Genomic DNA, 11,887 nt, shown 5'->3' with positions numbered 1-11,887 from the left:
GACTACTACCAGCCCGAGGCCTACGTGCCCTCGTCGGACACCTTCATCGAGAAGGACGCCTCCATCAACGAGGAGGTGGAGAAGCTGCGCCATGCGGCCACCTCGGCTCTGCTCTCGCGGCGCGATGTCATCGTGGTGGCGTCGGTCTCGTGCATCTACGGTATCGGCAGCCCCATGGACTACGCCGGCATGGCCGTGTTCGTCGACAAAGAGAAGGAGATGGACCGCGACCAGGTCATCCACGAGCTCATCGACATCCAGTACGACCGCAACGACTACGAGCAGAAGCGCGGCACCTTCCGCGTGCGGGGCGATGCGCTCGACGTGTTCCCGCCCTACGCCGACCATCCGCTGCGCATCGAGTTCTGGGGCGACGAGATCGAGTCCATCGACGAGATCGACCAGGTGACCGGCGAGGTGCTGGCCTCCTACGAGGCGCTGCCCATCTGGCCGGCGTCCCACTACGTGACGGCACGGCCGAAGATGGACAAGGCCCTGGTCACCATCCAGGACGAGCTGCGCGAGCGTCTGCAGCAGTTCAAGGAGGAGGGCAAGCTCTTGGAGGCCCAGCGCCTGGAGATGCGCGTGAACTACGATCTGGAGATGCTGGAGACCATGGGCTTCTGCTCGGGCATCGAGAACTATTCGCGCCATCTGGACGGACGGGCACCGGGCGAGCCCCCCTACACGCTCATCGACTACTTCCCCAAGGACTTCCTCTGCATCATCGACGAGTCCCATGTCACGGTGCCGCAGATCCGCGGCATGCACGAGGGCGACCGCTCCCGCAAGATCACCCTAGCCGAGCACGGCTTCCGCCTGCCCAGCTGCCTGGACAACCGCCCTTTGCGCTTCGATGAGTTCGAGGAGCGCATCCCGCAGTTCGTCTATGTGTCGGCCACGCCGGGCGACTACGAGGAGAAGGTGAGCCTGGCCCAGGTGGAGCAGGTCATCCGTCCCACGGGCCTGCTGGATCCCGAGATCGTCGTGCGCACGAGCGCGAGCCAGATCGACGACATCATCGACGAGGCCAAGGAGCGGGCGGCCAAGGGCGAGCGCGTGCTCATCACCACGCTCACGAAGAAGATGGCCGAGGATCTCACCGACCACCTGCTCGACCAGGGAGTGAAGTCCCGCTACATGCACTCGGACATCGCCACTCTGGAGCGCACCGAGATCTTGCGCGATCTGCGCCGGGGCGAGTTCGACGTGCTCGTGGGCATCAACCTGCTGCGCGAGGGCCTGGATCTGCCCGAGGTGTCGCTCGTGGCCATCCTTGATGCCGACAAGGAGGGCTTCCTGCGCAACCACCGCTCGCTCATCCAGACCATCGGCCGCGCGGCCCGCAACGTGTCGGGCCAGGTCATCATGTACGCCGATCGCATCACCGATTCCATGCGCCGCGCCATCGACGAGACGCGGCGGCGCCGCGAGATTCAGATGGCCTACAACGCCGAGCACGGCATCCAGCCCCAGACCATCCGCAAGGCCATCAACGACATCATGGGCTTCATCACCGAAGACGTGGAGGGAAGTACGGCCGAGCAGGTGAACAAGGAGCTGGCCGAGCTGTCCCGCGAAGAGGTGCTGCGCATCATCTCGTCCATGGAGGACGACATGGCCGCCGCCTCCCGCGACATGGACTTCGAGGAGGCGGCGCGTTTGCGTGACCAGGTGGTGAAGCTGAAGAGCTCGGTGGAGGACAAGTCCGAAGACGACGTGCTGAAGGACTTGAGGAAGTCGGCCCGCAAGGGGAGCGCCTACGGCAACCGCAAGCACGCCGCCTACGGCAGCAGCCGCGGGGCTTAAGCCCCGGGCCCGGGTCAGGGCGAGCGGGGCAGCAGAGCCGCGGTGACCCTGAGCGCCGGGCCCGGCCGCGGAGAACAGGGTGGCGGAACCGCTGCGCCTCCGAGCACCGGGCCGCTCGAGAGCGAGGCACGGGCCGGGCGCGGGAATGCTCCCGCTCGGTCCGCGCCTCGTTCATGGAGATGTTGCGGATTGCGATCTTTACGGAAATGTAAGCCGGAGTGCGCGGGGAAACGAGGTTTCAGGACGTATAATGCCCCTATACAGCCTGTACCACCCTTGAGCTTGCTTGAAGGAAGTTAGATGCCCAATCAGCCGACGACTCCTGCGGGAGGAAGCCATAATCCGCGGAACAACCCGCGACAGCATCCCACGCCCACGCGCCGGCACCCGTCCCAGGGGACGGGGAGTTTTTCCGCGGCCCCGTATCTGACGGGTCCGGCGGCCGCCCTTCCGCCGGACGACGATCCGGTGGCGCCGGGGTACCCCTACGGGGACGGCCATGATGCCGCCTCCCAAGAGGCGGCCGCCCGGGCTGCCTACGAGCAGTACGCCGCGGCCACGAGCCAGCCCCATCCCCAGGCGGCGAATCACCCGCAGTACGGCTCGCGCTATCAGCAGCAGGGCGGCTATGCCGGCTACGCTCCCGTGGGCGCGAACCCGCGGGTCATGCCCGCCCAGAAGACCGAGGGGCAGATGACCCCTTACGACGACATGGGGCGCTATAAGAAAAAGGGGAAGAAGAATGGCGGCATCATCTCGGCCATCGTCGCCGTCATCATCTTGGCGGCCATCGGGGTCGGCGTGTACCTCTATTTGAACCCGCCCACCTACAACGTGACGGTCAACGGCATGACGCGCACGGTGCACGATGGCGCTACGGTAGGCGATATCATAAACGAGGGCATCGTGTCCCCTAAGCCCGGCAACCTCCTCGCCGTTGACGGAGAGGTACTCGAAGAGGGCGGCGGCACGCCGTTCACGGGCACCATCAACGGCAGCGAGTTCACCGACACCGCCACGGCCCTTCACAAGGGCGATTCGCTCCAGATCGAGGACGGTGCCGATGCCACCGAGGACTACGAGACCGAGACCGTGGAGAGCGAGCCGGGCCAGCAGGAATTGGGCGACGGCGCCATCCATGTGTACGTGCCCGGAGAGACGGGCCAAGTGGAGAAGCGCACCGGCAAGGTGTCGGGCAAGACCGTCGAGGAGACGGTGCGCGAGGGCCGCGACAACATCTACCTGAAGTACAACGCCGATACCAAGGGGGAGAAGGTCGTCGCGCTCACCTTCGACGACGGTCCCATTGGCACCACGCCCGAGCTGCTCGATGTGCTGAAGCAGTATGGGGTGAAGGCCACGTTCTTCACCATCGGAGACCAGATCTTCGACAAGACCGATTTCTCAGAAGTGGTGAAGCGGGCTGCCGACGAGGGGCACCAGATCTGCACCCACAGCTACGATCATGCCTCCGGGTCGGGCCGCGGCGTTGATATGACCCACATGTCGGCCGACGAGCAGATCGCCGAGGTGCAGAAGGGCCAGGACGCCATCGCCCAGGCCACGGGCAAGGAGGCGTCGAAGATCTTCCGCTCTCCGGGCGGCAATTATCACGACGAGATTATCTGGACGCTGCAGCCCTATGTAACCGGCGAGATCGGCTGGAACGTCGACACTGAGGACTGGCGCCGCCCCGGCGCCGAGGCCATCGCCCAGCGCCTGCTGAGCGTGAAGCCCGGAGACGTGGTGCTCATGCACGATGGGGGCGGCGACCGCAGCCAGACCATCGAGGCGCTGAAGATCGCCCTGCCCCAACTGATAGAAGAGGGCTACAAGTTCGTGACCGTCGACCAGCTCATCGCCTACGACGATGTGGAGGCCCTGGCCAAGAACTTGCAGGACGCCGCAGCTGCCTAATTCTCGGTTCAAAGCTGACACACATCGGGAGCGCGCCGGTGCGCCGACCGCCATGCCGACGAGGGGCTGGGGGCTTTGCCTCCAGCCCCTTCTTTCGAGCGGGGGGGCTCAGCTTTTGAGGTGCCGCGCCCTTCTTTGGCGCGGGGGAGTGTCGCAATGGCCCCGCGGAACCATCGCGCTCTGTGCCGCGTGGCGGCATGCTCAGCCTCGGGCGCGGTCGAGCATTTCCCGGGCGTGGGCCAGAGAGGTCTCGGTGGTGCTGCCCGACAGCAAGCGGGCGATTTCCGCGATGCGGGCGTCTCCCTCGACCGGGGCGAGTTCGGTGCGGGGCTCGTCGCCGGCCGTCTTGGTGACGGTGTAGTGGGCATCGGCCAGCACGGCCACCTGGGCCAGGTGGGTGATGACGATGACCTGGTGGCTGGCGGCCAGCTCGGCGAGGACGGCGGCCAGGGCGTTGGCGGTGTTGCCGCCCACGCCGGCGTCCACTTCGTCGAAGATGAGGGTCTCGGTGCCGTCGCGCTCGCCGAGCACCACCTTCACGGCCAACATGACGCGGCTGATCTCGCCGCCGGAGGCGATGCGGGTGAGGGGGCGCGGCTGCATGGACTTGCCGGCCCGGAACTCGAAGGCGACAGCGTCGGGGCCGCTGCGGCTCCACTGCTCGCGCGGCAGCTCGCCCACGGTGCAGAGCAGCTCAGCCCCGCCCATCTCCAGGCGGGCGAGCACGGCGTTCACGGCCTCCGCGAAGCGGGGGGCCGCCGCGCGCCGCGCCTTATCGTAGGCCGCGGCCCGCTCGGCGAGGACCGCCTCTGCTGCGTCGCGCTCCTGCTGGGCCTCCTCGATGAGCCCATCGGCGTCGTCGACGGCGGCTACGAGGGCGGCCGCCTCGTCCCAACGGGCGAAGACCTCCTCCATGGTGGGGCCGAAGCTGCGCATGAGGCCGGTGAGCTGCCCCATGCGCTCCTGGGCCTCGGCGAGGGAGGCGCCGTCGAAATCGATGCCGTCGCAGTAGGCGGCCATGTCGCGGGCCACGTCCTCGATGACGAAGGAGGCCTCGCGCAGCGACTGGGCGTAGGGAGCGAGGCTCTCGTCGGCCCGGGCGGCCTCGTCGATGAGCCCGATGGCGGCGTTCAGGGCATCGAGGGCCCCCTCGTCGCCGGAGAGGGCCGCTGCCGCGCCGTGGGAGTTGCGGGCCAGCGTCTCGGCGTGCTCGGCCCGGGCGAGCCAGTCCCGCACCTCCTCGTACTCGCCGCCCTGAGGGTTAGCGGATTCCATCTGCTGAAGGGTGAAGCGGGCCTCGTCGAGCTGGCTCGAGGAGGCGCTCGCCTGGGCCTGAACCTCCCGCAGGTGCGCCTCGGCCGCCTCGGCCGCCTCAAGGGCCGCCCGGTAGGCTCCGGCCGCCTCGGTGGTCTCGTCGGCCCAGCCGTCCAGGATGCGGCCGTGCTCGGCGGTCTTGAGGAGAGCCTGGTACTCGTGCTGCCCGCAGAGCTCGATGAGGGGGCCGACGGTGGCCGCCAGCTCGGAGACGCTGGCCATGGCTCCGTTGATGGAGGCGCGGGAGCGGCCGTCGGCCCCGACGCGGCGGGAGATGACGAGGTCGTCGGCTTCTCCCGGGGCGAAGAGCCGTCCGTCCACCTGGGCCCGCTCGGCCCCCTCGCGCACCACGGCGCTGTCGGCCCGCGCCCCCATGAGCAGCTTGCAGGCCGAGATGAGGGCGGTCTTGCCGGCGCCGGTCTCGCCGGTGAGCACGGTGAGGCGCGGCGAGGGGGCGAGGGCGGCCTCGCGGATGAGGGCGATGTCGCGCACCTGGATTTCGTCGATCATGGGGCGCCCTTTCTAGAAGTCGATAAGGTCGAAGACGATGCCCTGCTCCCGCTCGAGCACCTCGAAGAACTCCGCGGGCCCCACCCGGCGGATGGGCCGCGAGATGTCGACGGGACCGGTGCCCGTGATGATGAAGTCGGCCTGGATCTTGCGGGCGCAGGCCTCGGTCAGGGCCGTCTCGTAGGGAACGCCGCCGTGGTCGAGGGCAAAGCGCACGTCGCCGCCGTCCACGGAGCAGACCGACAGAAAGCCCATGGTGGAGCGCAGGGCCGACCGGGCCTCCCCGTCGGCCACGGCCGTGGCCAGGGCGCTGCGCACCCGCTCGAAGCTCGAGGCCCCCACCCACAGCTCCGCCGTGCCCGTCAGCTCCAGGGCGTTCAGCTTGTTCCAGGCCTCGCGGGTCTGGGGCCTCTCGGCCACGAAGTCGAGCAGCATGTCGCTATCGATGAACAATCGCATGGCTACACCTCCTCGGGGCCGTCGGGCACGAGGGTCGCCAGGGCCGGCCCCTCGGGGCCCCAGAACGTGGCGGGAACGCTGCGGGTGGCGTGGCGCAGGCGGAAGCGCAACTCGTTGACTTGCGCGTCGGTGAGCGTGATGCGCAGGGGCTGCTCGCTCGGCTGCGGGTCGGGCAGATGCCCGGTGCGCAGCACGTAATCGTAGGCGGCGTTCACCAACTCAGTGGGGGACGACCCGATGGAGCGCAGTTGCGCGTTGACTTGATCCCGAATCTCCACGGGGACTCGGGCGGTGACCATGGCGTGCATGGCGCCTCCTTTCCGTATGGGCGCAGTGTAGGGGAAAGGAGCAAAAAAAGCAATAGTAATACGAACAAACATTTGCATTACACGGAAGGTTCTGGTATCGTGCAGCGAAGAGCGGGACGCTCGGTCATGTCTTTTTCGGCAAGACGCTTGTCAGCAACCGTATTATTCGGGAAGATAAAGCGATATGTCGCGGGCCTCCTCCCCGGAACGGGGGAACCGGTCCGGAGAATGTCAGCGCAACGAAAGGGATGCCTTGGTATACCTGCAACGACAAGGACGGCGCTTGATCGCGGGCTTCATGGCGATCCTGCTCGCCTGCTCCCTGGCAGGGCTCGCGCCCGTATCCGCTTTGGCGGATCCGGCCGACGACGCCCAGGCCGCCGTTGACGATGCCCAAGCCACGCTTGACGCGGCCGAGTCGCGCATGGCCGAGATAAACGAGGAATACGAGCAGCTCACGGCCGAGGTGGAGCGTCTGCAGCAGCAGATCGACGACACCGCCGCCTCCGCCCTCGAGGCCCAGCAGGCGATGCTGGAGGGGCGCTCCGTCTTGGAATCGGTGGCCGTGGGGGAGTACCGGGACGGCAGCTCCCTGGGACTGCTCGGTCTGGTACTCGACTCGAAGAACTTCGATGACCTGCTGCGCAATATGGAGTACGTCAACCAGATCATGGCCTACCAGGCCGAGGAGATCGCCGAGCAGAAGGAGCGCAAGCGCGCCTTCGACGAGGTCTCCGACGAGCTGAACGCCCAGAAGAACGAGCAGGAGCAGGCTCTGGCCGCCCAGGAAGAGAAGCGGGCCCAGGCCGAGGCCGTCGTCCAAGGCGCCACCGAGCGCCTGGCCGGCGCCAAGGAGGACCAGGCGGCCCGCCTGGCCGAGCTGGCCGCCCAGGCCGAGGCCCTGCGCCAGCAGCAGGCCCAGGCCGAAGCCGCGGCGGCTGACAATGTGGAAGAGAGCCCCGATGCCAACACCGGCGACCGCGAGCCGGTCGTCTCCGACGACGAGCCGGTGACATCCGATCCCGACGAGGGTTCCGGGGATTCTAATTCCGGCTCGGGCTCCGATTCCGGTTCCTCGGGCTCGGGGTCGTCCAACGAGGGGTGGCTCTCGGGCACTGCATCGGCTTACGGCGGCAGCACCGATCCGTCCACGCCCAACCCGGGCACCACGGCCACGGGTGCCATCTGCGACGACAACTCCATGGGCGTGGCCGTTCCCAAGTCGATGCCCAACTACCGCAGCTACTTCGGCCGCACCGTGGAGATCCGCTACGGCGGCATGACCGTGTACGCCACGGTGAACGACTGCGGCTCCATGGGCGGCGGCAGCCGCGTGCTCGACCTGCAGCCCGGCGTGTGGAAGGCCTTCGGCTTCTCCAGCTGCCGCGACTGGGGCCTGCGCACGGTGAAGTACCGCTTCCTGTAGCGTTGCGGCTGCCTTCCGCACCCTCTGTGGGGATTGCAGTGGTCGCGCCGCGAGATGTGCGCTATACTGCACTGCTACATGCGATGACGAAGATAAGGCTCGCAGGCTGAGATCACCAGAGAAGGGCCCCCCCGGCTGAAAGGGTCCGATCGGAGGCGCGAGACCCGTTCCCTTCCGAGCAGCGCCCTTGAACCCGGCAGCCCGTTGCGGCAGCCGGCCAGTAGGGGGCGACGGCTCGCTCCCGTGACCGAGCGCAACGAGCGGGCGATGGCGCCCCGGCCCTCAGGCCGGACGGAGCCATGGCCAACCGAGGTGGTACCGCGAGAGCCCTCTCTCGTCCTTGGGTTTCGGAGACGTGTCTCCGGCCAAGGCGGGAGAGGGCTCTTTTCTATAGGTTCGATGTACGAGAAAGGGAAGGCATATATGGCAATCGCAGAGGAGCTCGCGGCGCTGCGCGAGAGCACCCTGGCCGCCATCGAGGCGGCGGCCGACTCGACAGCCCTTGACGGGGTGCGCGTGGCGGTGCTGGGCAAGTCCGGCAGCCTGACCGGCTATCTCCGCTCCATGGGGTCGGTTCCCCCCGAGGAGCGGGCGAGCGTGGGCAAGGCCGTGAACGAGGCCCGCGTGGAAGTGGAGGAGGCCCTGGCGGCCCGCAAGGCCGTGCTCGACGCCGCGGAGCTCTCCGCCGCCATCGATGCGGCGGCCGTGGACGTGACGCTGCCCGGCCGTGCCCAGCAGATGGGCACGCGCCACCTCATCAACGGCATCATCGACGAGATATCCGACATCTTCCTGGGCCTGGGCTACAAGGTGGTCGAGGGCACCGAGGTCGAGACCGACTACTACAACTTCACGGCCCTGAACGCCCCGGCCGACCATCCGAGCCGCTCCATGCAGGACACCTTCTACGTGCGCGACCTGTCCGGCGATGCGGCCCGGGTGCGCGGCGAGTCCGACGTGCTGCTGCGCACCCAGACCTCCGGCGTGCAGGTGCACACCATGGAGGACTGGGACCTGCCCATCTACATGGTCGCCCCGGGCAAGGTGTACCGTCGCGACGTGGCCGACCCGTCGCATTTGCCCCAGTTCCACCAGATCGAGGGCCTCGTGGTCGATCGGGGCATCACCTTCGGCGACTTGAAGGGCACCCTCGACTACCTGTGCAAGCAGATCTTCGGCCCCGAGCGCAAGACCCGCTTCCGCGCCCACTACTTCCCCTTCACCGAGCCCTCGGCCGAAGCGGACGTGAGCTGCGGCATCTGCCACGGCGAGGGTTGCCGCATGTGCAAGGGCACCGGTTGGATCGAGATCCTCGGCTGCGGCATGGTGGACCCCAACGTGCTGTCCATGAGCGGCATCGACCCGGAGGAGTACTCCGGCTTCGCCTTCGGCATGGGGGTGGAGCGCATCGCCTGCCTCAAGTACGACGTGCCTGACCTCAGAATGCTATTGGAAGGCGACATGAGATTTTTGCGGCAGTTCTAATTATAGAATTGGCTGTCGACGCTGCGGCCCTCCGTGGCATCCCGCCTCGGGGCTTTCGTGCTTGCCTTCGCGTAACGAAGTACGCTCAGCCGCACGACACCCCGATGCGGGCCGCCACAGAGGTCCTCGCTGACTTCCTTGGGCGAATCCCTCTGACAAAAGCAAACGTGTAGAGGATTTAAGAGAAAGAATGAAGCTATGAAAGTATCTTTGAAGTGGCTTTCGGAATATACGCAGGTGCCGAGTGATTTGAAGGCGTTCTGCGACCGGCTCGATCTGACGGGCACGGGGGTGGAGGGCATTGAGACCCTCGGCGAGGCCTTCGAGGGCGTCGTCGTGGGCTCGGTGCTCACCTGCGAGCCCCATCCCGATTCCGACCACATGTCCGTGGTGACCGTGGACGTGGGGGCTGGCGAGCCGGTGCAGATCGTCTGCGGCGCCCCGAACATCGCCGCGGGCATCAAGGTGCCCGTGGCCTGCGTCGGCGCGGTGCTGCCCGGCGATTTCAAGATCAAGAAGTCGAAGCTGCGCGGTGTGGTCAGCTGCGGCATGTGCTGCTCCCAGCGGGAGCTGGGCCTCGGTTCCGACCATTCGGGCATCTGGATTCTGCCGGAGGAGACCCCCGTGGGCACGGCCATGGCCGAGGTGATCGGCTCGGGCGACACGGTGCTCGACCTGGAAATCACCCCCAACCGACCCGACTGCCTGTCGGTGGTGGGCATGGCCCGGGAAGTGGGGGCCATGTACCAGCAGCCGGTGACCTACCCTCTGGCCGACGACGTGGCGAAGCTCGCCGCCGTCACGGCCGGCGAGGACGTGGCCGCCGCCGTCACCGTGGAGGTGCCTGACAGCGAGCGCTGCTGCCGCTACACCGCCCGGGTCATCGACAACGTGAAGGTGGGCCCCTCGCCCGACTGGCTCGCCGAGCGCGTGAGCGCCGCCGGCGGCCGTCCCATCAACAACGTGGTGGATGTGACCAACTACATCCTCTACCTCTACGGCCAGCCCCTGCACGCCTTCGACTTCGACACCCTGTGCGACGGCGACGGGCGCGTGCGCATCATCGTGCGCGGCGCGGCCGAGGGGGAGCATCTCACGACCCTCGACGGGGAGGAGCGCGTGCTCACCGAGGATATGACCGTCATCGCCACCCCCGATCGGGCCGTGGCCCTGGCCGGCGTCATGGGCGGCCTGGACACCGAGGTGACCGAGGCCACCACGACGGTGCTGCTGGAGTCGGCGGACTTCTGCAACGGCCGCACCTCCCGCACGAGCCGCAACCTGGGCCTTATCTCCGAGTCCTCCATGCGCTACGAGCGCGGGGTGGACGAGAACCTGACCGAGCTCGTCTCTCAGGCCGCGGCGGCCCTGCTCGCCGAGGTGTCCGGGGGCACCGTGCGCCCGGGCGTGGTGGACGTGTACGGCCGGCCGGCCGAGGCGCGCCCCCTCACCTTCCGCATCGACCGCTTCAACGCCATGATGGGCGCCGCCATTCCCGCCGATTTCATTCGGGACATCCTCGTGCGCCTCGGCTGCGCCGTGGAGGCCACCGACGAGGCCGCAGTGCTCTCGGTGCTGGCCCCCACCTTCCGTCCCGACCTGGAGCGCGAGATCGACCTGTATGAGGAAGTGCTGCGCCTGTGGGGCATGGACCGCATCGAGCCGACGCTGCCCGGCGGCCGCGAGCGCGTGGGCGCCCGCACCCCCGAGCAGGAGACCCTGCGGCTGGTGAATGCCGTGCTGCGGGCCTCGGGGCTCAACGAGACCATGACCTACTCCTTCGCCGAGCCCGGCGACATCGAGCGGCTGCGCCTGCCCGCCGACGGCCTCGGCCTGGCTGTGGAACTGCTGAATCCCCTCAACGCCGACCAGTCGGTCATGCGCCAGTCCATCGTGCCGAACCTGCTGCGGTCGGTGGCCTACAACCAGGCCCGCGGCGTGAAAAACATCCAGCTCTACGAGATCGGCACGGTGTTCTCGGCCGCCGAGGGGCGCAAGAAGGCCAAGGAGCGCAAGAAGCTCGCTGCCGTCATGGCCGGCTCCATGGGGGATGCGGCCTGGAACGCGCCGGCGGTGCCCTTCGACTTCTTCGACGGCAAGGGCGTCCTGGAGAACCTGGCCCGCGAGCTGGCGCTCCCCAAGGTGCGCTTCCGGGCCCTGACCGCCGACGAGGCGCCCCAGTTGCAGCCCGGCCGGGCCGCCGAGATGATGGCCAACGGCGCCGTCATCGGCTGGGTCGGCGAGGTGCACCCGCTCGTCTGCGACGCCTTCGACGCGGCGGCGCCGGTGGTGGCCTTCGAGCTGGACGTGGCGGCCCTCGTGAAGGCGGCCCGCCCCGCCCGCGACTACGTGGCCGTGCCCACCTTCCCGGCCGTGGTGATGGACCAGGCCTTCGTGGTGGGGGAGGACGTGACCCACGAGAAGCTCATGCAGGTCATGGCCTCGGCCGGCGGCAAGCTGCTGGAATCGGTGGCCCTGTTCGACGTGTACCGCGACGAGGAGCGCGTGGGGGCGGGCAAGAAGTCCATGGCCTACACCCTCACCTACCGCGCCGCCGATCGCACCCTCACGGGCGAGGAAGTGGAGCGGGCCCACGGCAAGCTGGTGGCCAAGGTGGAGAAGGCCTGCGGTGCCGAGGTGCGCGGCTAGTAGTTGCAAG

At 67.9% G+C, this 11,887-nt stretch carries 8 protein-coding genes; 5 read left to right on the top strand and 3 right to left on the bottom strand.

Features of this window, described 5'->3' with window-relative positions:
• Positions 1-1,809 (top strand): excinuclease ABC subunit UvrB (gene uvrB / locus ACTOXK_RS06905; RefSeq protein WP_482279883.1); only part of this gene is annotated, 1,809 nt, incomplete at its 5' end.
• A 300-nt stretch (positions 1,810-2,109) separates the two neighbouring features.
• A complete protein-coding gene (locus ACTOXK_RS06900) occupies positions 2,110-3,726 on the top strand; it encodes a polysaccharide deacetylase family protein (protein ID WP_482276633.1) in 1,617 nt (538 codons plus the stop codon).
• 201 nt (positions 3,727-3,927) lie between these two features.
• On the opposite strand, the gene ACTOXK_RS06895 is transcribed toward ACTOXK_RS06900, so the two are convergent.
• Genes ACTOXK_RS06895 through ACTOXK_RS06885 form a run of 3 tightly spaced genes read right to left on the bottom strand, consistent with a single transcriptional unit; the run spans position 3,928 to position 6,317 of the window.
• Positions 3,928-5,550: a DNA repair protein RecN gene (locus ACTOXK_RS06895; protein WP_482276634.1), complete on the bottom strand. Its 1,623-nt coding sequence runs from the start codon at positions 5,548-5,550 to the stop codon at positions 3,928-3,930.
• 12 nt (positions 5,551-5,562) lie between these two features.
• On the bottom strand, positions 5,563-6,009 hold the full coding sequence (locus tag ACTOXK_RS06890) for a hypothetical protein (RefSeq protein WP_482276635.1): 447 nt from the start codon (positions 6,007-6,009) through the stop codon (positions 5,563-5,565).
• Between the two features lie 2 nt (positions 6,010-6,011).
• Positions 6,012-6,317 carry a hypothetical protein gene (locus ACTOXK_RS06885; protein ID WP_482276636.1) on the bottom strand — a complete coding sequence of 102 codons (306 nt, stop codon included), beginning with the start codon at positions 6,315-6,317 and terminating at the stop codon, positions 6,012-6,014.
• Between the two features lie 283 nt (positions 6,318-6,600).
• Here ACTOXK_RS06885 and ACTOXK_RS06880 point away from each other — a divergent pair, with 283 nt between their 5' ends.
• From ACTOXK_RS06880 to pheT, 3 genes are all read left to right on the top strand, one after another.
• Positions 6,601-7,743 carry a coiled-coil domain-containing protein gene (locus ACTOXK_RS06880; RefSeq protein WP_482279207.1) on the top strand — a complete coding sequence of 381 codons (1,143 nt, stop codon included), beginning with the start codon at positions 6,601-6,603 and terminating at the stop codon, positions 7,741-7,743.
• Between the two features lie 423 nt (positions 7,744-8,166).
• Positions 8,167-9,228 (top strand): phenylalanine--tRNA ligase subunit alpha, encoded by a 1,062-nt coding sequence (pheS, locus tag ACTOXK_RS06875; protein ID WP_135971131.1) that lies wholly within the window; start codon positions 8,167-8,169, stop codon positions 9,226-9,228.
• 198 nt (positions 9,229-9,426) lie between these two features.
• Positions 9,427-11,877 (top strand): phenylalanine--tRNA ligase subunit beta, encoded by a 2,451-nt coding sequence (gene pheT / locus ACTOXK_RS06870; RefSeq protein ID WP_482276638.1) that lies wholly within the window; start codon positions 9,427-9,429, stop codon positions 11,875-11,877.
• The last annotated feature ends 10 nt before the right edge of the window (positions 11,878-11,887 follow it).

This window comes from Adlercreutzia sp. (assembly GCF_056795635.1).
This window is presented reverse-complemented; position numbering and strand designations above follow the sequence as displayed.